This window comes from Bifidobacterium pseudocatenulatum DSM 20438 = JCM 1200 = LMG 10505, from assembly GCF_001025215.1.
Classification (GTDB): Bacteria; Actinomycetota; Actinomycetes; order Actinomycetales; family Bifidobacteriaceae; genus Bifidobacterium; species Bifidobacterium pseudocatenulatum.
The window spans coordinates 1681270-1706473 of record NZ_AP012330.1 but is presented as its reverse complement, the minus strand read 5'-3'; the positions used below and the strand labels follow the sequence as shown (position 1 = coordinate 1706473).

Below are 25204 nucleotides of genomic sequence, written 5' to 3'. Positions count from 1 at the left end.
TGAAGCTATCATTGGGTTTTTTCGGGGCGTGTGCCGCCCTGAAGGGCGTATGGTGGATGCCTTGGCAGACAGTACCGATGAAGGACGTTTGAGGATGCGATAAGCCTCGGGGAGCCTCCAACATGGCTTCGATCCGAGGATTTCCGAATGGGGCAACCCGCCGGCCGTCATGGGCCGGCACGGAACCTTGTTGTTCCGGGGGTACGCAGGGAAGTGAAACATCTCAGTACCTGCAGGAAGGGATACTCCGTGAGTAGTGGCGAGCGAAAGCGGATCAGACCAAACCATGGGCGCGTGATACCCGTCGGGGGTTGCGTTCGTGGTGTTGCGGGAGCGTGTGTCCCGGTTCCGACGGACCGGGCGGGAGTCATAAAACGGCTTGCCAGGGGAACAGGCTTGAAGGCCTGGCCGCAGAGGGTGCCAGCCCCGTACCTGGAAGCTTGCCGTCTTCCGATCATGTGTCCCAAGTAGCGCGGGCCTCGTGGAATCCCGTGTGAATCGGCCCCGACCGTGGGGTAAGTCTAAGCATACCTGTCTGACCGATAGCGTACCAGTACCGTGAGGGAAAGGTGAAAAGCACCCCGGGAGGGGAGTGAAAGAGTTCCTGAAACCGTGCGCCTACAATCCGTCGGAGCCTCCTTGTGGGGTGACGGCGTGCCTATCGAAAAATGAGTCTGCGAGTCAGTGGTGCGTGGCGAGGCTAACCCGTGGTGGGGGAGCCGTAGCGAAGGCGAGTCTCAAAAGGCGTTTTGAGTCGCGCGCCCTGGACCCGAAGCGGGATGATCTAGCCCTGGGCAGGTTGAAGCGCGGGTAAGACCGCGTGGAGGACCGAACCCACCTGGGTTGAAAACCGGGGGGATGACCTGGGGCTAGGGGTGAAAGGCCAATCAAATTCCGTGATAGCTGGTTCTCTCCGAAATGCATTTAGGTGCAGCGTCGGTTGATTGCATCGCGGGGGTAGAGCTACTGGATGCTTGCGGGCCCGTGTCGGGTACCAATAGCAGCCAAACTCCGAATACCGTGGATGTGTATTCCGGCAGTGAGTCGGCGGGGGATAAGCTCCGTCGTCGAGAGGGAGACAGCCCAGATCGTCGTCTAAGGTCCCGAAGCGTGTGCTAAGTGGGAAAGGATGTGGAGTCGCATAGACAGCCAGGAGGTTGGCTCAGAAGCAGCCATCCTTGAAAGAGTGCGTAACAGCTCACTGGTCTAGTGGTTCCGCGCCGACAATGTAGCGGGGCTCAAGCACACCACCGAAGACGCGGCAGCGGCCTTTGCGGCCGTTGGGTAGGAGAGCGTCCCGCGTGGGGCGAAGCGGCCGGGGAACCGTGCCGTGGACCGCGCGGGAGTGAGAATGCAGACATGAGTAGCGAGAGACGGGTGAGGATCCCGTCCGCTGGATGACCAAGGGTTCCGGGGCCACGTTCGTCGTCCCCGGGTGAGTCGGGTCCTAAGGCGAGGCCGACAGGCGTAGTCGAATGGATGAACGGGTGGATATTCCCGTACCGGCGGCGTACCGTAAGAGCCGAACGGATGAGTACTAACCTCCGGTCGCGTGGCGTCGTTCCCTTCGGGGTTCGGGGTCCGCGGTCGTTGGGAGCGTAGTCCTGGTAGGCTAGCGCACAGGGGTGACACGGAATGGGAGCCGGCCGCGGAGGTGGTTTTCCGTGGTCAAGCACGCAGCCCGTCCCATAGGCAAATCCGTGGGACGCATAGGGTGAGGTGTGATGATGGGCGTCTTTTATGGCGCGATATCCGGTGGTCCAGGCCGTCGAGAAAAGCCTCGGCGCGAGGGGCGTCGCCGCCCGTACCCCAAACCGACACTGGTGGTCAGGTAGAGAATACCAAGGCGATCGAGCGAATCCTGGTCAAGGAACTCGGCAAATCACTCCCGTGCCTTCGGTATAAGGGAGACCCCCGGGCGTGAAGAGGCTTGCCCTCGGAGCGTTGGGGGGTGGCACAGACCAGGGGGTAGCGACTGTTTACCAAAAACACAGGTGCATGCGAAGGCGCAAGCCGCTGTATATGCACTGACGCCTGCCCGGTGCCGGAAGGTTAAGAGGATCCGTCAGCCCCTTTTGGGGTGAAGCGGTGAATTCAAGCCCCGGTAAACGGCGGTGGTAACTATAACCATCCTAAGGTAGCGAAATTCCTTGTCGGGTAAGTTCCGACCTGCACGAATGGCGTAACGACTTCCCCACTGTCTCGACCAGGAGCTCGGCGAAATTGCAGTACGAGTAAAGATGCTCGTTAAGCGCAGAAGGACGAAAAGACCCCGGGACCTTTACTATACCTTGGTATTGGCGTTAGGCGCGGATTGTGTAGCATAGGCGGGAGGCTTCGAAGCATGGGCGCCAGCCCGTGTGGAGCCGCAAGGTGAAATACCGCTCTGTTCTCGTTTGACGTCTAACCTCGAACAGTCATCCTGTTCAGGGACAGTGCCTGGCGGGTAGTTTAACTGGGGCGGTTGCCTCCCAAAGAGTAACGGAGGCGCTCAAAGGTCCGCTCAGCCCGGTTGGCAATCGGGTTTCGAGTGTAATCGCACAAGCGGGCTTGACTGCGAGAACGACGGTTCGGGCAGGGACGAAAGTCGGAGATAGTGATCCGGTGCCGGCGCACGGGCGCGGCATCGCTCAACGGATAAAAGGTACCCCGGGGATAACAGGCTGATCATTCCCAAGAGTCCATATCGACGGGATGGTTTGGCACCTCGATGTCGGCTCGTCGCATCCTGGGGCTGGAGCAGGTCCCAAGGGTTCGGCTGTTCGCCGATTAAAGCGGCACGCGAGCTGGGTTCAGAACGTCGTGAGACAGTTTGGTCTCTATCCTCTGCGCTCGTTGGAATCCTGAGGAGGCCTGCCCATAGTACGAGAGGACCTGGGTGGACGGACCTCTGGTATGCCGGTTGTCGCGCCAGCGGCATGGCCGGTTGGCTACGTTCGGGAGGGATAACCGCTGAAAGCATCTAAGCGGGAAGCCTGCTCCAAGATTAGGATTCCTTGGCACTTCGGTGCCTGTAGCCCGCATGTTGAACACGTGTTCGATAGGCCGGAGGTGGAAGCCCCGCGAGGGGTGGAGCCGACCGGTACTAACGGGCGAACGCGGCACACTTTCCGACCCGCTTGTTGGGTCGGGTCTCGTCCTGTGGTGGTTTCTTTCGTTGGATGGCAAGGAGCATTGTTTCTTGTGGTCACGGAAACGATACCGGTGAAGCGTTTTGCTCGCGTCCGTTGTCCGGTTCCCGGACCGCCACGATCGGAATCGTGGCGTGGTTCCGGTTCTGCCGGCCGATCCTTGTGGTTGGCCGTTATATTGGTTTTGCGGTGGTCATGGCCCAGGTGAGACGCCCGGTCCCTTTCCGAACCCGGAAGCTAAGGCCTGGTCGCGGCGATGGTACTGCACTCGAGAGGGTGTGGGAGAGTAGCACGCCGCCGCATTCAACTTATGGACCTTCCGGTCGAGCCCCATCGGGGTTCCCGGAAGGTCCTTTTTTATTCCCGCGCACGGGTGTCTTCCTCCATTCGGTGGAGGGAAACGGACGCCGGAAGGCCCGTGGGCGGGAGGATTGTTCCAGTGAGTGGAGGAATCGGGACTACTGCTGATTCAACCAGGCGTGGAGTTTCAGATGATTGAGCGCGGTATTGGGATCATACGTATCATCCAAGCGTTCCTGATACATGGCAACCAGTTCGTCGCTGCGTCCCAGCGCTTCCAAAGCGGCCTCGCGAATCGTCTCCCACTCGTAGGGCACCACTTCTTCGGGGAACATCATCGTGACCTGATTAGGTTTGTCCCGCAACACCAGATCGACAAAATCGAGCAGATCCTGCCAACGTTCGGCAGCAATCAGACGTGCCGCATACGCATCGGCGAGCGGTTCGGAAGTATGATTGTCACGCAGGAAACGATCAGCCTCATCAATGTCACCACTAATCCGCAGCAAGTCATGTCGCAAAAACTGTACGGCATGATCGAACTGATTCTGCGCGGCCTGCGCAATCTCCTTTTCTGAAAGCAAAGCAGGATCAAGCATCGCGAGATTATTCAAATCTTCTGCGGATAAGGAATCAGCGTCTTCAAACAAACCCAAATCGGTTTTCACTTGCGCAACAGACTGCGAATCAGTTTGCATGTCGCGGCTGTCGGAATCATCTGCCGAGTTTGCCAACGTCGAAGCAGACGTGGCGAAATCACTCATCGTGGCAATGCCCTTATTCAACGCATCGTAAGCGAACATGCGCGTATCGTCCCATTGCGCGAACGACAGGCCGCACGAAAGCAGTTCAACCATCTGCATGGCGTTAAGACGGAAATCCTCATTGCAGGCCACTTGCGTGATGATATTCAGCGCCTGTTCGCCGGTCATGGGATCGGCATTGCAGGCCACGGCGTCCATGTACACGCGCACGGTCTGAATCAGGTCTTTCAAATAGTCGAAGCCCTCATTGTCTCGATCTGCGACGTTGCCAACGAATCGCGCGGTCATTTCCACTGCCTTGGCGAGATTGCCGACAGCATCCAGCCAACGTGTGCTTACGATGGCATTGCCGACCACCGCGTCCACGCCGGAAAGCGCCTGCGAATCAAGATGGAACGTTGGCATGTCGATTCTTGGAATCTCCACGCCGGTATCGGTGCGTTCGGCTGTGGGCACCATGGCGGCGATGGAATCGAAATACCATTGCATGGGCATACTGATTACCATGTCCGCGTCGGAAAGCTGTGCTACGGGCACATTATTGCGGTTTTCGGCATCTTCCTGACTGGCCTCGCGGATCATGTCGTTCCATAGGAACGTCGGGCCGTCGGATTCGCCGGAATGCAGCCATCCATTGTTGATGTACTCGGTGAGATCCTCGACTTCCTGCAGACGGTTGATCCTACCGTGTTCGTTGCTCATTGCATGCCTTTCCTTTAAAAACATGGATTGCATGTGCCGCGTTGACGACGGGTGCTTCGTGGAACAAGACATATCCTTATTCAGCCTATATCATGCTGCCGTTGTCGCGCATGTTTTTTTGCTCTTTTCACGGCGAAAAGCCGATGATTTTGAATAGTCGCTTGAATGCTGTTGCATTTCTTTTTGATTGAGCGAAAAGATTATGCCGAAATACTGTGTGAAACGATGTGTGAAACATGATTTGGAATGAGCGGCATGGCCGTACGGCGGCGCCCGGTAGAATGGCAGTGTTGCCGCAACAGGGCGGCTTTCCATCGAAGGAAAAGGGAATGATATGAAGGTTGCAAGCGGTAATGTTCTGTGGCGTCAGCGCAAGCGTAATTGGTGTCGTACGCCGTTCACGTTCACCGTGTACATGCTCACTGATCAGGAAATGAGCATCAAAACCGGCATCCTTAACGAGAAATTCAATCTCATCAAACTATTCCGCATCGTGGATATTAGTGTGGAGCGCACGTTCCTGCAGCGCCTGTTCGGTTTGAGCACGCTGGTACTTGATACGCGCGACCAGTCTTCCGGCAACGGTGTTGTGGTACTGAAGAACGTGGTGCATGGTTTTGAGGTTCGCCGGGTGATGCAGGAGGCCGTGGACTCATCCCGTAAGGAAAATGGCATGTCAGCGCGCGAATTCCTCGGAGGTCCGGGCGGTCCGGGGCCGGAAGGACCTGGCATGGGATTCGATGCGCCTGATATGGGCGATTTGTAGAGACGCGTGGTAGTTTCGTTTCAGCGCATACGAAAGGCGCTTGACTTGAGCTGGTTTTTCTGGCTCGAGCCAAGCGCCTTTCTTTTTCTGGAGAGTACCGCCGCGGCGGTATGGGAATCGTTATATGTCCTATGGGGCGCTCATACAACGTCCTCTGGGGCGGTCAGTACTTGTTGGCGCCGCTGCCGACGAAGTTGACCTGGAAGCCGCGGTGGTAGTGCAGGAACATGTCGGCGCCGTAGCGGTCGACAGGGCGGTGGGTGAACAGCATACGGATGGCGAAAGCGGTCTGCACGTCTTCCGGCAGGTTCATGAATTCCTTGTGCGCATCCCAATACGGGTTCATGGTGATGGCTGCGTCCGGCACATAGGCGTAGCCGTAACCGTCTTCGTTCACGTAGCCCATGAACGGCAGGTCCCAAGCGTTATGCGCGGTGAGGGCTGCCTTGAATTCCTCCACCTGAGCGAGGGCTTCGTCGCTGATGCCGAGGCTCTTGGCAACCTCGTTGGCTGCGGCGGTCTTGGCGTCCGCGTCCTGGCCGAACATGTTCAGATCCACGTTGATGACGGTCTTTTCATCTGCCATGATGAATTCCTTTCCTGCGATGTGTTCGCATAATGTCATGAACATCAGTAGTGTTCGTTTTAATGTTCGTTTAGATAAGCAAACGAACATCATTTCTTGAAGTCTGGTTCATGTTGTTGATGGATGCTTGCTGTATCCGTGACTAACGATAGCACGCTTTTTTAGCTGTGATACCGCGGAAAATACTGTTTTTGCAATTGATGATGCTGGGAATCGTTGATGTTGCAATGATTGCAGGTCTTGAAAATGACATTGTAAAAAGTAACATTGAGCGTGTTCTTTTTGTTCTGCAAAAACATGTTACTTTTCTGTTCAAACGAACATCTGCATATGATTGTAGGGTGGATTGCACGTGTGAAAAGGTGGTTTGAAAAGGCTTGAGCGATCATCGACGATGCACTGTGTCACTTTTTGCGGATGAGGTGACATTTTCCATGTCTGAGGCGTGGCGGCCGTCGGTTCAACAATGACTTTTCGCCACGTCAGCAATTTTCTGGAACTAGAATGCTGGGTTGCCGGTGAGGTGACGGTAGAGTTCGGGGTCAACCGGTTTCGCGAGTTTCAGTGTGGAAATCACGACCTTTGATTGGGTTCCGTCATCTGCGATATTCACTGACTCATGCGCATCGTCTACAGCTACTGCCGAACCGACATAATAGTAGGATTTCTCCTTTTCCTCGGCCTTACGTCGAATAAAAATGGGAACAAAATGACGATTCTTCCATTCCGACGTATGCTCGGTTCCATCAAGCAGCCATTTGAATTCCAGAGATTGCAAAGAACGATTGTTTTTGCTGAACCATTCAATTTCTCCAGGATTCAAGAAACGATCGCCATACTGGCTTGCCTCATATTTAATGAAGATCGGCAAAGAATTCGTGTCGGTGTCAAGCTTATATCCGCCCACATTCTGCGGAATCTGCTCATCCTTCCACGCGCACAATCGCATGACATCGGCAAGACTATATTTCTCGCCATATATGAACCCATGATCCGGCATGATGCGACGCTTGCGAGCTTCCCTTGACAGTGCAAGCGCATTGAACAAGCTGGCTTCGATGGTATCTGTAAAGAACGTTCGGAATGTTGCGTGATGCAGCATTGACTCGCATTCCTGGGTCAATGCATACGATTCATTGTCGCACATACAAACCAAAGAAGTATTGCCGAAACGAGTGCGATTCGCACTTGTGAAATACGAATAATTCAATGTGGAAAAAGCAGAACCGCACTGCTGAATATTATTATCGACATACGGAAACAGCGTAGACAATAATGTTTGCAAATCAAACAAACTCAAGCTGTGCTGTGTGGAAAAACGTTCAAACAGTGACGCATCATCGTCGGAACAATCCGGATTGATGCGACGCCAATCCAAATCGCACAACACCGCAAGAATCAGCGACTCATGCGGGCGCAAACCACGCAACTGAGTCGCAGTCAACATTTTCAGCACACCAGACTGCGCGTTTGACACCGGTTCAAGCTGCTCCACATACGAAGCCGACGCATGCTTGCCGCGCGACAGACTCTTCTCACGAGAGACCACGAACGACAGATAATCGTTATTCTTCGAAGCCAACGTGAACACTAAAGACGCATCGCGATGCGCGAAATCCATCAGCATCGGAATACGACCCAACTCATAGCGCATCTGCTGATACTGCTTGCTCAGCAGCTTCATATCCGACAAATCAGCGGTATCGAGTGACGCGAGCACGCGCTCGCGGGCGATTTTATCGAAACTGATCGAAGAAATGCCGATGGACTCGCGTTGAAGATTCTTACGGGCCACATCACGATCGCCAGTATTGCCATACAATGCGATCGGAATCAAATAATTATTGGCGTAATTGCCAATAAAATCAATCACTACAACCGAATCTTTACCGCTTGCCTTACGTAAACCTCGGCCGAGCTGCTGTGTGAAAATAATGCTCGACTGCGTTTGACGAAGCATAACAATTTGGTTGATATGAGGAATATCCACACCTTCATTGAATAAATCAACGGTGAAGATATAGTCAAGTTCGCCATTTTCAGCTGTTTGACAGCTTCGTCACGTTCGGCTTGCGAGTTTTCGCCGGTAATGGCTTTCGTGCGATACGGTCGTTCCACCTGCTGATTCACCTGCTCGTTGAACATGGCGGACAGACGTTTCGCCTCATCACGGCGAGAGCAGAACACCAAACCGCGCACATCGGTTCCGGCTTCGCTGTAAATCTGGATTTTGTCGATGATATAGCGCACGCGATTAGGGTCGGTGAGCTGTTCGAGCCAACGGGAAAACTCAGTGCGATCCTTGTCTGTCATGGAATCAGCGGAAACCTGCTGCCCCATAAACTTGCTAATGTATTCGCCAACCCCGTAATAGTGGGACGGGCAGAGCATATCCTCTTCAAGCGCCTGCTGCAAGCGAATCTCATACGCAACGTTATTGCCAAATAATTCAACTGATTTCGCCAAGGATTCTCCCGTCTCTAAGCGGAGCGTAGGCGGGAGATGAATTGGCGTGCGTTCGCATGTTATAATGATGTTCAGTCGTACATGTTGTAATCGAGGAGGTGACAATGGAATTGGAGTCGAATCATCATTCGGTGTTCCTGTTGCATTATCATCTCGTGCTCGTCGTGAAATACCGTCGCAAGGTGTTCGACGATATCGTTTCGGCGCGTGCGCGTGAGATATTCGAGTACATCGCACCCAAGTATGGGATAACCGTGGAGGAATGGAACCACGACATGGACCACGTGCATGTATTGTTCCGCGCCCAGCCGAAGAGTGAGTTGAGCAAGTTCATCAACGCTTACAAGAGCGCGTCGAGTCGTCTGCTCAAGCAGGAGTTTCCGCAGATTCGGCAGAAACTGTGGAAGGAGTATTTCTGGAGCCGCAGCTTCTGCCTGCTGACCACGGGCGGCGCTCCCATCGAAGTGGTACGACGCTACATCGAGAATCAGGGACGCAGGTAGGAGGCGCGTCATGCAGGTCACACGGCATTGCGCGGTCACGTACCGCATCTACCCGGACAAGGCCCAGGCCGGTCTCATCGACCGGACGATAGGGTGCGCGCGACTCGTCTACAATCTCATGCTCGAAACCCGCATCGACACGTACAATCGCACCGGCAAGTCATGCAACCCCACGCCCGCCCAGTACAAGGACGAGTATCCGTTCCTACGCGAAGTGGACAGTCTCGCACTATGCAACGCCCAATTGAACGTGGCGAAGGCGTACAACAATTTCTTCCGCGACCCCAAGCATGTGGGCTTCCCGAAATACAAGGCGAAGCATCGCAGCGCATGGCGGTACACGACGAACAACAACAACCGCAACATCCGACTCATCGAAGGAGGCAGATACCTCAAACTTCCCAAAGTGGGCGTGATGCGCGCCCGCCAGCACAAGACGATTCCCGATGACTGGAAGCTCAAAAGCGCCACGGTGGAACATCTCAAGAGCGGTGGATACACGGCGACGATACTGTTCGAGTACGAGACCCAAGCACCCGAACCCGTCCGACCCGTGCATATCGTCGGATTGGATTACGCCTCCCACGGCCTGTACGTGTCCAGCGACGGCGAACAAGCCGACTACCCGCGTTTCTACCGGCAGATGGAGCCACGGCTGATGCGCGAGCAACGCAGACTCAGCCACATGGTCAAGGGGTCCGGTAATTGGGTGAAACAGAAGCGGCGCATCGCCAAGCTCGCCGCCAAGGTCAGGAACCAGCGAGCCGACTTCCTGCACAAGACGGCCAACCGGCTCGCCGCCCGATATGATTGCGTCGGCGTGGAGGACTTGGACATGAAGGACATGAGCCAATCCCTCGCACTCGGCAAAAGCACGATGGACAACGGGTACGGCATGTTCCGCACCATGCTCGCATACAAGCTCGAACGACAAGGCAAGCAGCTGGTCACGGTAGACAGGTTCTACCCGTCCAGTCAACTATGCTCCGATTGCGGCTACCGCAATAAGGATACGAAGAACCTGTATATCCGCGAATGGACATGCCCCGATTGCGGGGTCTGGCATGACAGGGACGTGAACGCCGCGACCAACATCATGCACGAAACACGACGACTCGTGCAGGAATGATAACAAAAAACTTACGAGAACCGTGGGGCGCACGGGAATAGCCTGTAGACACTGACTCCGCTAGGAGCCTTGAGCAGGAAGCCCCCTCAGACCGCGAAGCGGTCAGGTGGCGGGAGCACGTCACAAATATTCGCACCATCAGTACGTTCCGGCGTTGCCGTCATGCCAAGCATGAAATCAGGAGTGAAATAATCGATAATTCTCTTATATGAATCTGCGGCGGCATGGTGAACTTCGTCGATCAAAATATAATCGAAATCATCTTTGCTGAATTGTGCAAGAATTTCCGGACGAGACATGGTTTGCACAGTGGCAAACACATATTTACGATCATGCTTTTTACTCGTTCCGGAAAATAATCCAAGCTCATCATCGGTGCAACGAAGCGCTTTCGTGAAGTTCGATTTTGCCTCCGGGAAACTCCCAATATCCAGCCAGCGACTTGCCTTCGCCACGGCGTGCGCACAATACTTCGCCATCTTTGATAATGGCCGCGCCCACAACATTGATGATCTTACGTGACATCGCGGCTTCCTCTCTTGTCGGAAAATCAGATCCAGGATACAACGGGGGCGATCGCGCCAGGCCCAAAAGATTGAAACAAAATAGCAGTATAGGGCATGCAGACATTGACGAAGAGCTGGAAATGATCTTTGGAAGAAAAAACTTTCACATCACGTATGCCACGCTTATTTTGCTTGTTGGGTGTAGCGGCAGTTTGGGAAGCCGGTGCACCCGTAGAATGAGCGGTTCGGATCGTTGCGATTGTGCCGCAAGCTTAGGGCTTCGCCGCAATTCGGGCATTGCGGAGGAAGCTTGACTCCTCGGAAAATGTTCGGACAGATCTTGCTATGCAGTTCATACATGAATCGCGACGGACGGGTCTGATCCACGATGAAGAACAGTTTCTTCTTGCATCGGGTCATCGCCACGTAAAACAGTCGCCGTTCCTCCGCATGCGGGCATCGCTCCACTTCCGGCAGTAGCAGACCAAGCAGCGGCTCTTCGGGAATCGTGCTTGGAAAGCCTTTCAATCCGCCGGAACAGCAGAGCAGAAATACGAAGTCGCGTTGCAATCCTTTGGACGCATGAGCGGTCATGAAACGAATATCCATATCCGGTTTTTCGAGAAAACGAATATTTCCAGTGCTTTGGTCGATGGAGAACAGACCTTCTTGATCGCAACGAATCATGAGATTGATATCGCTGCGATACCGGCCCAGCAGTAGTACGGACGCGGTTTTCGGTAGTTTGCGCAACTGCTCGACAATCACATTGAATCGTTCTTCCTCAGTATGTCCGCCAAGTGCTTTCAACGAATAATCCTTCTTATCGCTGGGATTATTGAGATGTTTGACATACAGATTGGTATCGCGCATCACGAATGCTCCGCTTGCGTCAATAAGGCTTTGACGGAAGCGCCGTGTGGTGGTGATCTGGAACATGAAGGTCGGACCCCAGGCGCGCCAAATTCGGTCGAAATCGAGAATGAGATGAATGTCGCTGCCTGCAAAACGATAAATCGACTGCCAATCATCGCCAACGCAGAATAGTGAGAAATCATGTTGTAAGCGAAGCGCACGAATTAATTCATAGCGCGGTCGTGACATGTCCTGATATTCGTCAATCAGCACATATTTATATGGGTGCCGGTACGAGCCATTATTGACGCAACTGATGGCGTCAACGATCATTCCCGGAAAATCAATGCCATTATTGGTTTTGAAATTCTGTATATAGGCATGATAAAGCGGTTCTATGAGCTGCAGCATCTCACGATTGCGACCGATGTTTTTACCGCCATAACGTTCGTTAAGGGTTTGCATTCCGGCAATGTCAATATTGTTTGATCGCATGTGCTGAATAATAGTTTGTGTGGTATCGATAAGATTCTGACGATATTGATTGAATGCATAATCGTCTGTTGGAAGCTGGAAATTCTCAAGTCGTGCAGCTGTGGAATATTTATCAAGCAACTGTTGCGACATAAGTTTAAATGCCAGAAGACGATAGGAAACATTGTGTTCAAGCAGGTATTCAAATGCGTTACGCACCACATTGTTTGACGTGTGCCCGTCAATAATTGGACGATTGGCAATGGTGGAGGAACGGCAGATTTCCAGTCCGAGGCTATGGAAGGTGCATGCGCGAATGACTTTGCCGGTGCTTTGCGTGATGCGGCTCGACATTTCGTCGGCGGAAGCTTTGGTGAACGATAGCACCAGAATCTCTTCGGGAGTGGCGGTTCCTGTGTTCAGCAGCCATGCGATATAGCCGACGATGGTAGTGGTTTTGCCGGTTCCCGCACCTGCGAGCACTAGCGTATTGTGACCCGCTCCGGCGATGGCGCTGATCTGCTCGTCGCTTAACTCATGCTTTTCGATTTTGCCGATGATATTTCGCGCCCGTTCGATCTGCTCGGCAGGGAGCATTGGTTGCGGCATAAGTTTCTGAGCCGGTTGTGAATTGGCATGAGATTGCGCTCGCGAACGATTCGTTGTGACAGAAGTATTGCGAGCTGTGGTTTGTGTTTGCGCGCGGTATGACGATCGCGCCAACTGTGATGATTGGGATGGTTGCGTAAGCTGTTGCGTTTGACGTGATTGTACAGTGGACTTGCGTTGCGTCGTCTGCTGTTGCGTGGGATTGGGAACGTTTTGCCGCGCAAGCTTGGGCCCGGGCTGAGTCGCCGTTTTGGAGACGGGCGGTTCTCCAATAAGCGCGTTCATGAACTTGCTCAGCAATCCCATAATGTTCCTCCTCAACCAGTGCAAGGAGAAATTATATGTGCTGCCAATGAATGCTTCAGCGTCGGCTGTGTGAACGGAATCGCAATTCGCCGACGCTGAAACTAATATTGGAGCTTAACGTTCGAAGGGGTAGGTGAGGTTCCAGTCGCGGCGCAGGGAGTCCATGAGTTCCATGATGCGCAGGGTGTCTGCGTGGGGCATTTCCTCGCATTCGGTGCGACCGTCGATTACGGCCTGTGCGGCGGCCGCCACCTCGTATTCGTAGCCGGTGAGCTGGGCGGGAACATCGTAATGTGCAACAACCGTATGATTGCCGTCATACACGTCAATCGCCTCAACATTATTAATGTTCTGGCACACCATATAACCATCGGTTCCCCACACGGATCCCGTGCGGTCGCTATGGCACAGAATCGAACTTTGCGCGGTCGCCATCACACCGTTCTCGTAATAGAACGTCATGGAATTATGCGCATCCACGCCGGTTTCGTACGCTCGCATCGACGATTCAATGCGAGCGATCGGCGCATTATGCATGATCATGTCGATGAAATTGATCGGATATACGCCAACATCCAACAATGCGCCACCGGCAAGCGCGGGATCAGTGATTCGCGCCTTCGCGGTGGTGGGGTAACACAGGTTCGCATCGATCGCCTGTATTTCACCAATCGCACCGGAGGCGAGAATCTTATCGATAATGGCGCGGGACGGCATGTATCGCGTCCAAATCGCTTCCGCGCATAGCATGCCGGTTTCTTTTGCAACGGCTAACATCTCACGGGTCTGTGCCGCATTCGCGCCGAATGCTTTCTCCACCAGCACACCCTTGCCGGCTTTCATGCACAATATCGCCTGTTCCGCATGCAGATTGTGCGGCGTAGCGATGTACACCAAGTCCACGTTCGGATCGGCCACAAGTTCCTCATATGAACCGTATGAAACTGGAAAACCGTATTTCGCGGCGAAATCGGCCGCACGCACCGCATTTCGTGCGGCGACAGCATACGGTTCCACCAAATCCGCATAACGAACGTCTTCGGCCATTTTCACCAGCGTGTCAGCCATATGTTGCGCGATCCGGCCTGCGCCGAGAATCGCGACACGAATACGAGCCATATCAAACCCCATCTTTCGTAAACTGCATGAATAGTGTTGATTCATTTATATTGCTGCGTTGCAAGTTCCAGCGTACGCCATGCATGATCGCAACGCGCGTTGATCCATATCGCACTTGCACGCGTTCGTCCGGATGCTTTTCTGATTTGCCGTATTTTGCCGGATCTTGCCATAATGGTGTGCTGTGGCAGCGCAGGAACACGTTAAGAAGACCGGAAAACCTCGGAAATCCGCAAAAAAAGAGAAATACGAGCGTGGCACGAGAAGCTACATCATGTCGCATATCCGAGGCAAAGACACATCCATTGAAATGATGGTACGCAGTTTTCTTTTTTCGAAAGGTCTGCGATTCCGCAAAAACGACAAGCGGTATCCGGGACATCCCGACGTGGTGTTGCCGAAATACCGCACGATGGTGTTCGTCAATGGCTGCTTCTGGCATATGCATGAAAACTGCCCGAAAGCCACGCGCGTGCCGAAATCGAATGTGGAATTCTGGAGTGCGAAACTGCTGCGCAACCACGAACGAGATGTCAGGCAGCATGCCGAACTTGAAACGATGGGCTGGAAAGTGATCGTGGTGTGGGAATGCGAGCTCGCCAAAAAAGTACGTGAGGAACGGCTGGAACGGCTTTATCATGAAATCGTCGGCACGCAACCTGCTTGATCGACATTTATGCGATCTACTTGCAATTGCGTGATTCTTGCCGAACATACGTGATGTATGCTCGATTAATTTCTTGTTTTTCTTGATTTCGAAACGGTATGTAACGTCGGTGAGACGATGCTTGTGATTCAGCGTGATTTGTCGTGTCTGAAGAATACAAACGAACTATGGGAAATGCTGAGAACAGCGCGCTGCCGCAGATGTCGCACCGCGCCCAGATTGCTAATCCGTTCCGTGCCATGGTGTTTGGTGCGATGGCCGACGAGATGATCGCCGCAGGCACCGATGTGGTCAAGTTGAGCTTGGGGGAGCCGGATTTCGGCGCTCCGCTCGCAGTGCGTGATGCGATGCGCGAACAGTATGATGGCCGTCCATTGCCATATACCGCCGCAATGGGTTTGCCGGAATTGCGTCAGGCGATTTCCGATTTCTACAAGGAACGCCACCATGTGGACGTCGATCCGAAACGTATCGCGATTACGGCCGGAGGTTCCACGGCACTGCTGCTTGCCGCCGCATTGACGGTGAACGAGGGTGACGAGGTGCTGATCGCCGACCCGTCGTACCCGTGCAATCGCGAACTGGTTCGCGCGTTCGGCGGCAAAGTCGTGGACGTGCCGACGAATGCGACCACCCGATTCCATCTCACACCGGAACTGTGCCACGAATACTGGTCGGATCGCACCAAAGCGGTGATGATCACCTCGCCGTCGAACCCGACCGGTACCACCATCGCCTTCGACACCCTGAAATCCGTGTGCGACCTGGCGAAAGAACGCGGCGCATGGCGTATCGTCGACGAAACCTACCTTGACCTGGCCGACCGCGAACCGGACGGCTCCGACGTGAAATCCGTGCTCGCCTGCGACCCGGACGCCATCGTATGCTCCAGCTTCTCCAAGTTCTTCGGCATGACCGGCTGGCGACTGGGTTGGATGGTCGTGCCTGAATGCGCGCTCGAAGCCATGGACGATCTCGCCACCAACTTCTTCCTGTGCGCGCATACTCCCACCCAGCATGCGGCGCTCGCGTGCTTCACTCCGGAAACGTTGGCCGTGTGCGAGGAACGTCGTCAGGAGTTGCTGGAGCGTCGTCGCATTGTGGTCGACGGATTGGCTGAGATCGGTCTGCCGTTGGAGGTTGAGCCGAATGGCGCGTTCTATGCGTATTTCAATATTTCCAGCACTGGTCTTGACGCGTGGACGTTCTGTGAGCGTGCGCTGAAGGAAGCGCATGTTGCGTTGACGCCTGGTCGTGATTTCGGCGAGGCGACCGCGGACACGCATGTGCGACTGTCGTATGCGGCCTCGCGCGAGGCGTTGCGTGAGGGGTTGCGTCGTCTTGGCGATTTTGTTGACAAGCTGCGTGGCTGATTCTTACGGGGTCTGTTGAGACTGTTGTTTGTGTGATAAAGGCGGTCCTGCGCGATGGCGACATCGGTTGGAGCCGCCTTTTTTCATATGGCTTTTCAGTGATTGCAATCGTTGTTTTTCGCTCTATAAGAGGGGCGGACACCCTTTTTCTCCTGATTTGCGCCAAGAAAATGCAAAGGTTGTCAATGGCATGTCGCGCAACATATTAAGCGCTTCAGTAAGTATGCTGTTGGATTATGGTCAGTTTGCATTCGCATGCCACGCGACTCGGCGTGCTTGATATCGGTTCGAACACTGTTCACATGCTCATCGTCGATGCGGCTCCAGGAGCCCGACCTGAGCCTGAGGCGAGCGCTAAAAGCACCGTTCGCCTGATGCAGTACCTCAAAGAAGATGGCACCATCAAAAAAGCCGGAGTCGAAGCCGTGATCTCCGCAGTGGAGAAGGCCATGGAGCTGGCTAAGGAATACGAGATCACCCAGCTGCTGGTGCTCGCCACGTCTGCATTGCGTGAAGCGCCGAATGGCGGCAAGATCCTGCGCCGCATCGAAGACGCCATCGGACAGCCGGTCACCGTGCTTTCCGGTGTTGACGAGGCACGCCTCACCTTCCTGGCGGCTCGCCGATGGTACGGCTGGGATGCCGGTCGCCTGCTGGTGATCGACATTGGCGGCGGCTCGCTCGAAGTGGCCATGGGTTCTGACGAAGATCCGACCGTGGCGTTGTCCGTGCCTGCCGGTGCTGGCAGAATCACCCGCGAATTCCTGCCGGAGAACGGTATTGCAAGCGAAAAGGATCTGGAAAACGCGCGTAGGAACATCCGCAAAATCCTCGACCCGATGGTCGAGGCCTTCCCGAAGTCGAAGCATCCGATGCATGCCGTCGGCACATCGAAAACCATTCGATCCTTGGCTCGTCTCGCCGGCGCGGTGATGCGCCAGCCAGGTCGTGTGGACACGTCGATTATGACGCTCGACCAGCTGGAAGACTGGCTTCCGCGACTCGCGGCCATTTCCCCCGACCAGCGTGTGGCGCTGCCGGGTGTAACCCCCGAGCGTACATATCAGATCGTTGGCGGCGGTCTGGTGGTTGACGAAATCATGAAGGCGCTCGACGTTAAGGAAATCGAAATCTGCCCGTGGGCATTGCGAGAGGGCGCGATTCTGCGCTGGCTCGACCAATTTGGTCGCACTCGCCTCGGTTTCTGACGATTATTCGCCTAACTGCCAGCGGGTGCTTGGTTCAGCCCTGCAGCTCCTCGAGTTGTTTCTTCGCCTTGTGAAGTTTTGCGAAGATTTCGTTGCGCTGCGCTGAATTCTTGACCCGCTGGTGATCTCGCGTCAGCTTGTCGATATCGGCCTTCAACTGCGCGATTTGCGCGTTCCGTACCATACGGGCATCCACTTCTGCGGGGGATGAATCACCGAGAATCACCTGTGCGCACAATGATTCCCAAAGCGTATCCATGGAATCCACAGCCGGATCGGAAATATCCAGCAATGCTTCATCGGCGGGAACCCATGCGGAGGCGAAGACCTTGAATGTTGGAGTATGCCCGGCGCGTCCCGGCAACGCGCGGCGCACTGCAAACGCGCATTCCTTCTGTACCGTACCGTCAATTTCGGCATCGCGTACGCAGGCGAACAGCATGCCTGACTTGCGTTGCATGGCGATCAATTCGACGACATCCGTAGGAACTGAAGCATTCTTGCCATGCAAACGTAATCCCAACACCAGTATTTCAGGAATGCGATTGCCTGCAGCGAGCGAAGTATTCTGCGGTCGCAACAGAGAAAGCATCGTGATCGATTCGACTTCAGTGGCTAGACGCTGCTTCGTTTTAGCGGAAACCGGAACTTTCGCAACAAACAGCCCTTTGGGCAACGTCGCCTTTTCTGAGGAGATTGCGGTGGAATTCGGAAGTCCAAGAGTGATTGCGGAAACCGATCCGCAGGAGGCTATCGTCATTGTTGCCTTCTTTCATGGAAGTTACGCTTGCATGCCTTCGACTTTAGCGCAGAAATATTGTGTTCTTGAGAATTTAAGAACGGCAACATAGTGCGACACGCCGTGATTTGGTGATTGAGGCGCATGCGCGTATTCTTTTCTCTTGCGGTGACCATAGCCTAGGTGAGACGCCCGGTCCCTTTCCGAACCCGGAAGCTAAGGCCTAGCACGGCGATGGTACTGCACTCGAGAGGGTGTGGGAGAGTAGCACGTTGCCGCACTTAAACTTTTTTGAATCCCGAGTCGAGCACTGCTCCTCGGGATTTTTGTTGTATGAGTCATAAGTCAATGCCAAGTCTGTACTATGCGCGAAGGTGAACGGGTGGCAATTGATGGCGGTGCTTAGGCCATGAAGGCCACCAAAGGAATAGATGCTGTTTCAATGCGTCTATAAGATGTGTGTGAGGAACTTGGGGAGGGCGATTGGCAATGGGTGGTGCAAAACCTCGTACAGCGCAGGGGAAGGCTGTTAAACCCGTTCGTACGTTGAAGAAAGCTAAGTCGCATCGCGTGCGCAATATCATATGCGGTTTTCTGGCTGGCATTCTGTCGATTGCAGCTTTGCTGGGCACTGTTTCGCACATACTGCCTGCTGAGATTCAGGCGTGGCCGTATGTTCCCATTATCGTTTCGTTGGTGCCTTGGTTTGCGATTCTTGCGGTGATTGCGCTGATTTGCGGTATTGTCTCGAAACGAACAATGTCGGTATTGCTGGCGATTGCGGCGATCGCGTTGCAAGTATGGTGGCAGTATCCGTTTTTCTACAATGAGACGAAGCTTCCGCGTGCCGCGATTGCAGCGGTTTCGGGAGCGTCCGCCAATACGCAGGATGATTATGCCCGTTTGATGACATGCAATGTGTTTAAGGGTCGTGCCGACGCGCAGGAAATTGTCGATGTGGTGCGTAGCGAGCGTGTGGAAGTGCTGGCATTGCAAGAAACGACCGATGCTTTCGTGGACGAGTTGAACAAGGCTGGTATTGGCGATTTGCTGCCGTATGCGCAGGTGGCAAGCTCAGACGGCGTGTATGGCAATGGTTTGTGGTCGGCGGGTCCGCTTGTTGATCCAGCTGATGATGATGTTGATTCGAGCGCGTCGTTCATGCCAGGAGCCACGGTTGCATTCAATGATGGTCAGACGCAGATCCGTTTCGTTTCGGTGCATACCACGTCTCCGACCGATGGATATTGGCAGCAGTGGAAGCGTTCATTGGATGAGCTTGGTCGACTCCGGTACGATACGTCTCGTAGGTACGTGTTCATGGGCGATTTCAATGCGACCGACGATCATGCACCGTTCCGTAATTTCTTGGGAACACGGTTCGCGGATGCGGCCAAACAAGCGGCCGGGGGATTGGTATTCACGTGGCCTGCGAATATCGATTATGTGCCGACGTTTGCGGGCATTGACCATATCGTATTGGATTCCGGCATGTTGGCAGGTCGGGTCAAATCGTTGAAAATCGACGGAAGTGATCACAAGGCGTTGCTGGCAACCGTGCAATTCGACGTGTGAGAAGAGTGCCGGCGCAACTACGTATCGGCTGCGTATCCGCATAAAACAAAGTGCCCCAGATAGGAATCGAACCTACGACACCTTCTTTAGGAGAGAAGTGCTCTATCCACTGAGCTACTGAGGCAACGAATCTTCATTCTACACACCATCCGGACGAGTGTGGTGCCGAAATGAAGAAATCCGAAATTTCTACATGACTGTGCGCTGCATGAAGTACGTGGCGCACAGTCATGTAGAAACGATATATTGGCGGTTTTTGAGATTTTCAGGCCAGATTGTCTTGCGTTCCAGCGGTATTGGCCGCAGTGGCCTGTTCCGCCTGGGCTGCGTCAAGCTTGGCACGCACTTCGCCGAGCAGACTTTGAGCGCGCTTGGCGAGGGCTTCGCCAAGCTCCCACTGGCGCATGGACTGGTCAAGGTTGAGTCCGCCGGCCTCAAGTGCCTGCACGGCCTGAATGAGCTGATCTCGAGCCTCTTCGTAAGGCATTTGTGCGATGGCTTCGCGTTCCTTGTCGGTCAGGCTGGATGCGGGGGTGGTTTCGTTGATCATTGCTACTCCTTCGTTACGGTGGTGACTTCGGACACGATCACGCCGTGCTTCAATGTCATGGTGAGTTGGTCGCCGGTGTTCACGGCGTTCGCATCGTCGATTACATGGCCGTCCGCTCCCTGCACTACCGCATAACCTCGATTGAGAGTGGATTGCGGGCTAAGCGCGGTCAGTGAGGCATGCGCTTTTTCGATGGTGAGGCTTGCGTCGTCAAGAATACGTGTCAGACCGATTCTCATGCGGGTTCTTGCATCATCGATGAGACGCTGATGCGGTTCCAGCATGGTGAGCGGCTGTGTGAGGCTTGGACGGTTCGCATAGCCTTCAATCAGTCTTGTTTCATTGTTGACGGTGGCGTCGATGCGCATGCGCATGCGTTCGATGTTCACGTTGATCAGTTGCATCTGCTCGCGCACGTCCGGCACGACTTTCTTCGCCGCGTCCGTTGGCGTGGATGCGCGCAGATCGGCAACCAGATCAAGCAGCGTCCAATCATCCTCATGGCCGATCGCGGAAATCAGCGGCGTATGGGCGGCTGCCGCGGCGCGTACCACGCCTTCGTCGGAGAACCCGATCAGATCTTCGAAAGCGCCGCCGCCACGGGCCACGATGATCACGTCGACATCAGGATCGGCATCCATCTGCGCGATCGCCTTGATCACGTCGGAAGGGCACTGCTCACCCTGCACATGCACATGCGTCACTTTGAAATCGACAACAGGCCAACGCAATCTCACGTTGGTGATGACATCGCCTTCGGCGCGAGCCTGCGGCGCGCAAATCAGACCAATGCAATGCGGAAACTCGGGCAGAGGCTGCTTGCGGTCAGCGTCGAACAGGCCTTCGCCTTTCAGCTTCTTGCGTAATTCGTCGATCATGGCCTTCAGGCTGCCTCCTGCGCCGGCCGCGATAATGGCGTCGCCACGTAAAGACAGTGACGTGCGCTTCATCCACAGATTCGGTTTGCCATGGATGATGACGCGGTCGCCCTGCACGAAAGGCGTGGCGGCTGCGGCGAACTGCCCGAAACCGTTGACTTCCAACGCAATGTCCTGATAATCATCGCGCAGAGTGATATAGGCGCTGCCCTGACGTCTGGTGTTGATCTGCGTGATCTGCCCGGCCACCCAAACCGATGGCCACCGTTCGACGGCCATATGGAATTTCTCGCTGAGCAGACTTACCGGCCAGGGGTTGTCAGCGGTGGTTTCGCCGGCCAGTCGTGGCAGCGGTTTGCTGTTCGGCTGCGCTGCCGGGGGTGTGTAATCCTGGTTCCAAGTCATAGTTCAAGATTCCATCATCTTGCGGACAAATGAAACACATGTTCGAATTCCGTGAGGGTACCCCGCCTTGTATAGTCCCTCTTCGGTGAGTGCGTCAAATCGACACTCGGGCGACACTCCGTGGCGAAATCGTTACCTTTGTCACACAAGTTAAGGAATGGCGGAATCAAGCCGAAAAATGGAATATATAGTTTTACTGCCGGCGTGCCGCTACTACATTTAGTGCTGGCTATGGCGTACAGTCATGGACGTAGCAACAATCTGGCATGCATAACGAAGCATGAAAACCTGGTCGGATGGGGTCCGACCCGGAAAGGACGATGAATGGAAACGCAGGCTCTGGATGCCGTCTCCGCAACCGTTAAAACGGGAACCGGTAAGGTACTCGTCGAGAAGCGCGACGGTCGTGTGGTCGACTTCGATCCGATCAACATCATCAGCGCGGTGAAGTCCGCCTTCGCCGACCTTGATAAGAAGATCGGGCCGCAGGAGGAACAGCTGATCCGTGATATCGCCAATCAGGTCGAAGCCGAAATCAAGGATCGTTACAACGGTCCCGCCAAGATCGAAGACATCCAGAATCTCGTTGAACACGGCCTGATCGAAGACCACCTGTACGATGTGGCGCGCACGTACACCAACTACCGTCTGAACAAAGACATCGAACGTGCCAAGGCCACCGACATCAACGAAGCCGTCAAGCGTCTGGTGAACCGTGACGAGGCTCTGGTGCGCGAGAACGCCAACAAGGATTCCAACGTCTACTCCACCCAGCGCGATCTGTTGGCGGGTGCGGTTTCCAAGGCCGCGGCCTTCTCCATGATGCCGGACGCGGTTTCCAACGCGCATATGAAGGGCGACATCCACTTCCACGACGCCGACTACTCGCCGTTCACCGCGCAGTCCAACTGCTCGCTGCCGAACTATTGGGATATGCTCGCCAACGGTTTCACTCTGGGCAACGCTCCGATGGGCTCGCCGAACAGCATTTCCATTGCGGCCACGCAGATCACCCAGATCATGAAGGACGTGGCATCCAGCCAGTATGGTGGCCAGACCGCCAACCGTGCCGATGAGAACTTCGTTGAATACGCGCGCAAGGATTACGACAAGTTCCTTGAGCAGGCCCACGAGATCATGCCTGACGACCTGCCGATCGAAATCGCCGAACGTCAGGTGCGCTTGGCCAAGGATGTCGAACCGAAGCGTCTGCATTTCGAAAAGGACCGTCCGGCCCTGCCGATGGACGAGCCGTTCAATAAGGATGCCAGCCGTTTGCAGCAGCTGCGTGAGGTGTGGGCGAAGATCCAGACCCGCAAGGCCATCTACGATGCCATGCAGACCATGGAATACCAGATCAACTCCAATCGTGTGTCGAATGGCCAGACCCCGTTCGTGACCGTTGGCTTCGGTTTGGGCACTGACTGGTTCGCCCGCGAGATTCAGCGTGCCATCTTCCTGAACCGTATCCGCGGCCTCGGTTCCGAACATCACACCGCCATTTTCCCGAAGCTCGTGTTCACCATCAAGCATGGTGTGAACGCCGATCCGGGCGATCCGAACTACGATTTGAAGCAGCTCGCCCTCGAATGCGCCACCAAGCGCATGTATCCGGACGTGATCTTCTACGAGAACATCGTGAAGATCACCGGCTCCTTCAAAGCCCCGATGGGCTGCCGTTCCTTCTTGCAGGGTTGGATTGATCCGGCGACCGGCAAGGACGTGGAAGACGGACGCATGAACCTTGGCGTCGTCACCGTGAACGTTCCGCGCATCGCACTGGAATCCCACGGCGACAAGGATCGCTTCTGGAAGATCTTCGACGAGCGTATGGCCGTGGCTCATCAGGCATTGCAATTCCGTATCATGCGTTGCAAGCAGGCCGCGCCGGTCAATGCGCCGACCCTGTTCCGTTTCGGAGCTTTCGGTCGACTCGGCGCCAACGACAGCGTCGACCAGCTGTTCCGCAACGAACGTGCCACCGTTTCCCTGGGCTACATTGGCCTGTATGAGGCGACCAGCGTGTTCTACGGCAAGAACTGGATGCGCGATCACGGCTGGGATCCGCAAGGCAAGGAATTCGCACTGTCCATCGTCAAGCGCATGAACGAGCTGTGCAAGGAATGGAGCGACGCGGAAGGCTACCACTATTCCGTGTACTCCACGCCGGCCGAATCCCTCACCGACCGCTTCAACCGTATGGACCACGAGAAGTTCGGCGAAGTGGAAGGCGTGACCGACCACGACTTCTACACCAACTCCTTCCACTACCCGGTCTGGCTGCAGCCAACCCCAATGGAAAAACTCAACTACGAGAAGGACTTCCCGTACTACGCGTCCGGCGGCTTCATCAACTACTGCGAGTTCCCGTGCCTGCAGTCCAACCCCAAGGCACTCGAAGCGGTGTGGGATTACGCCTACAACATCGGCATCGGCTACCTGGGCACGAACACGCCGATCGACCGCTGCTACGATTGCGGATTCCAAGGCGACTTCGAGCCCACTGAGGAAGGTTTCAAGTGCCCGGAGTGCGGCAACTCCGACCCGGACCACTGCAACGTGACCAAGCGCACCTGCGGCTACTTGGGCAACCCGGTGCAGCGCCCGATGGTGCATGGACGTCACGAGGAGATCGCGCACCGCGTCAAGCATATGAGCGGCGAAACCGGTCATGTCACCTTGAGTGACGGTTCCGAACGTGAATGGTTCGAGGAAGCCAAGTAAGGGCCGCGTCGGTAGCAAACATAAACGAAATATGAAAGAGGGTGGGTTTCCACCCTCTTTCATTCTGTGACAATCATGAGGCAAGCAGCAATCGCAAAAACGCGACGTAACGGCAAAACGTGAAGGGACAACGTATGATCAGCAGCGCGAATCCAGCAATTCAACGTCGTGACTTTGCGGCGGACGAAACCAATCGCGGACCTTTCATCCCCACAACTCGTTCCAACAATCCCAAAGCAGGGCAATGGACCAACCGCATGAGCCGCAATATGATCGCCGACTACAAACGGTTCCTCATGACCGATGGAGAAGGCATCCGATGCTCGCTGTACGTGTCCGGCTGCCCGTTCCATTGCGAGGAATGCTACAACACGTCAATCTGGGATTTCCAAGCCGGCCACGAATACAACGACAAGCTCGAAGCGCAAATCATGGATGACTTAAGCCAATCGTATGTGCAAGGCATCACCTTCCTCGGAGGCGAACCATTGCTCAACACGGGCGTGCTGTTGCCCCTTGCGCGCAAAATACGCGAACGGTTCGGTAATACCAAAGATATTTGGTGCTGGACCGGCTACACGTGGGAAGAGCTCATGCGCGAAGGCGAAAGCCCCGACAAGCGCGAGCTGCTCGAACTGATCGACATTCTCGTGGATGGCCGTTATATCAAAGAATTACATGATTCCCTGCTGCAATTCCGCGGAAGCAGCAACCAACGCATCATCGACGTGCCGAAATCACTGGAAAGCGGACAAGTGGTGATCTGGCCGAAACTACATGATCAAACACGATTCATTCCCGAAATATACGGCAAAGACCGTTCTGCAGGGGAAGGCAGCGCATCCTGACATGGAAATGCTTGGAAGGGT

16 protein-coding genes, 1 tRNA gene, 3 rRNA genes and 3 pseudogenes are annotated in these 25204 nt (G+C 54.8%); 12 read left to right on the top strand and 11 right to left on the bottom strand.

Going from position 1 to position 25204, the window contains the following annotated elements:
* Positions 1-29: 29 nt before the first annotated feature.
* Positions 30-3108, top strand: a 23S ribosomal RNA gene (locus tag BBPC_RS07120).
* A gap of 208 nt (positions 3109-3316) precedes the next feature.
* A 5S ribosomal RNA gene (gene rrf, locus BBPC_RS07115) occupies positions 3317-3434 on the top strand.
* 155 nt (positions 3435-3589) lie between these two features.
* On the opposite strand, the gene BBPC_RS07110 is transcribed toward rrf (BBPC_RS07115), so the two are convergent.
* Entirely contained in the window at positions 3590-4897 is a 1308-nt protein-coding gene (locus BBPC_RS07110) for a DUF6880 family protein (protein ID WP_033524371.1), read from the bottom strand.
* Between the two features lie 334 nt (positions 4898-5231).
* On the opposite strand from BBPC_RS07110, the gene BBPC_RS07105 reads away from it, so the two are divergent.
* Positions 5232-5663, top strand: a complete 432-nt coding sequence (locus BBPC_RS07105) for a PH domain-containing protein (protein ID WP_004220939.1) — start codon at positions 5232-5234, stop codon at positions 5661-5663.
* 163 nt (positions 5664-5826) lie between these two features.
* On the opposite strand, the gene BBPC_RS07100 is transcribed toward BBPC_RS07105, so the two are convergent.
* On the bottom strand, positions 5827-6249 hold the full coding sequence (locus BBPC_RS07100; RefSeq protein WP_033524377.1) for a hypothetical protein: 423 nt from the start codon (positions 6247-6249) through the stop codon (positions 5827-5829).
* A gap of 499 nt (positions 6250-6748) precedes the next feature.
* Positions 6749-8712: pseudogene (locus tag BBPC_RS07095) on the bottom strand (DUF3427 domain-containing protein); the annotation flags it as partial.
* 107 nt (positions 8713-8819) lie between these two features.
* Here BBPC_RS07095 and tnpA point away from each other — a divergent pair.
* Both tnpA and BBPC_RS07085 read left to right on the top strand, forming a co-directional pair.
* Positions 8820-9218 (top strand): IS200/IS605 family transposase, encoded by a 399-nt coding sequence (gene tnpA, locus BBPC_RS07090; protein ID WP_004220923.1) that lies wholly within the window; start codon positions 8820-8822, stop codon positions 9216-9218.
* Positions 9219-9228: 10 nt separating this feature from the next.
* A complete protein-coding gene (locus BBPC_RS07085) occupies positions 9229-10347 on the top strand; it encodes an RNA-guided endonuclease TnpB family protein (protein WP_004220921.1) in 1119 nt (372 codons plus the stop codon).
* A gap of 116 nt (positions 10348-10463) precedes the next feature.
* On the opposite strand, the pseudogene BBPC_RS09855 reads toward BBPC_RS07085, so the two are convergent.
* The 4 genes and pseudogenes from BBPC_RS09855 to BBPC_RS07065 form a co-directional block, all read right to left on the bottom strand.
* A pseudogene (locus BBPC_RS09855) lies at positions 10464-10757 on the bottom strand (DEAD/DEAH box helicase family protein); the annotation flags it as partial.
* Positions 10720-10872 (bottom strand): annotated as a pseudogene (locus BBPC_RS10090) (NUDIX domain-containing protein); the annotation flags it as partial. The pseudogenes BBPC_RS09855 and BBPC_RS10090, both read right to left, overlap by 38 nt.
* Before the next feature lie 164 nt (positions 10873-11036).
* Positions 11037-12791 (bottom strand): UvrD-helicase domain-containing protein, encoded by a 1755-nt coding sequence (locus BBPC_RS07070; RefSeq protein WP_229031205.1) that lies wholly within the window; start codon positions 12789-12791, stop codon positions 11037-11039.
* Between the two features lie 420 nt (positions 12792-13211).
* Entirely contained in the window at positions 13212-14216 is a 1005-nt protein-coding gene (locus tag BBPC_RS07065; protein ID WP_047749651.1) for a Gfo/Idh/MocA family protein, read from the bottom strand.
* 274 nt (positions 14217-14490) lie between these two features.
* Here BBPC_RS07065 and BBPC_RS07060 point away from each other — a divergent pair, with 274 nt between their 5' ends.
* The 3 genes from BBPC_RS07060 to BBPC_RS07050 all read left to right on the top strand — a co-directional run bounded on the left by BBPC_RS07060 (position 14491) and on the right by BBPC_RS07050 (position 17464).
* Entirely contained in the window at positions 14491-14883 is a 393-nt protein-coding gene (locus BBPC_RS07060; RefSeq protein ID WP_022244754.1) for a very short patch repair endonuclease, read from the top strand.
* A gap of 167 nt (positions 14884-15050) precedes the next feature.
* A complete protein-coding gene (locus tag BBPC_RS07055) occupies positions 15051-16256 on the top strand; it encodes an aminotransferase class I/II-fold pyridoxal phosphate-dependent enzyme (protein WP_004220903.1) in 1206 nt (401 codons plus the stop codon).
* A 236-nt stretch (positions 16257-16492) separates the two neighbouring features.
* Positions 16493-17464 (top strand): Ppx/GppA phosphatase family protein, encoded by a 972-nt coding sequence (locus tag BBPC_RS07050; RefSeq protein WP_004220901.1) that lies wholly within the window; start codon positions 16493-16495, stop codon positions 17462-17464.
* Positions 17465-17498: 34 nt separating this feature from the next.
* Here BBPC_RS07050 and BBPC_RS07045 read toward each other — a convergent pair whose 3' ends face one another.
* Positions 17499-18224: a DUF4391 domain-containing protein gene (locus BBPC_RS07045; RefSeq protein WP_004220899.1), complete on the bottom strand. Its 726-nt coding sequence runs from the start codon at positions 18222-18224 to the stop codon at positions 17499-17501.
* Between the two features lie 143 nt (positions 18225-18367).
* Between BBPC_RS07045 and rrf (BBPC_RS07040) the strand changes: the two genes are divergently transcribed.
* Together rrf (BBPC_RS07040) and BBPC_RS07035 are read left to right on the top strand one after the other, a co-directional pair.
* Positions 18368-18484 (top strand): 5S ribosomal RNA (rrf, locus tag BBPC_RS07040).
* Positions 18485-18692: 208 nt separating this feature from the next.
* The gene (locus BBPC_RS07035; RefSeq protein WP_004220891.1) at positions 18693-19778 is read left to right on the top strand and encodes an endonuclease/exonuclease/phosphatase family protein; all 1086 of its coding nucleotides are present in this window, start codon (positions 18693-18695) and stop codon (positions 19776-19778) included.
* A 51-nt stretch (positions 19779-19829) separates the two neighbouring features.
* Here BBPC_RS07035 and BBPC_RS07030 read toward each other — a convergent pair.
* From BBPC_RS07030 to xseA, 3 genes are all read right to left on the bottom strand, one after another.
* Positions 19830-19902: transfer RNA gene (locus BBPC_RS07030), tRNA-Arg, on the bottom strand.
* Between the two features lie 141 nt (positions 19903-20043).
* Positions 20044-20328, bottom strand: coding sequence for an exodeoxyribonuclease VII small subunit (locus BBPC_RS07025; protein WP_004220890.1), 285 nt, complete (start codon positions 20326-20328; stop codon positions 20044-20046).
* Between the two features lie 2 nt (positions 20329-20330).
* Positions 20331-21611: an exodeoxyribonuclease VII large subunit gene (xseA, locus tag BBPC_RS07020; protein ID WP_003834116.1), complete on the bottom strand. Its 1281-nt coding sequence runs from the start codon at positions 21609-21611 to the stop codon at positions 20331-20333.
* A 324-nt stretch (positions 21612-21935) separates the two neighbouring features.
* Here xseA and nrdD point away from each other — a divergent pair, with 324 nt between their 5' ends.
* Both nrdD and nrdG read left to right on the top strand, forming a co-directional pair.
* Positions 21936-24335, top strand: a complete 2400-nt coding sequence (gene nrdD, locus BBPC_RS07015) for an anaerobic ribonucleoside-triphosphate reductase (protein ID WP_004220887.1) — start codon at positions 21936-21938, stop codon at positions 24333-24335.
* Between the two features lie 134 nt (positions 24336-24469).
* Positions 24470-25183, top strand: coding sequence for an anaerobic ribonucleoside-triphosphate reductase activating protein (nrdG, locus tag BBPC_RS07010; protein ID WP_004220883.1), 714 nt, complete (start codon positions 24470-24472; stop codon positions 25181-25183).
* Positions 25184-25204: the final 21 nt, after the last annotated feature.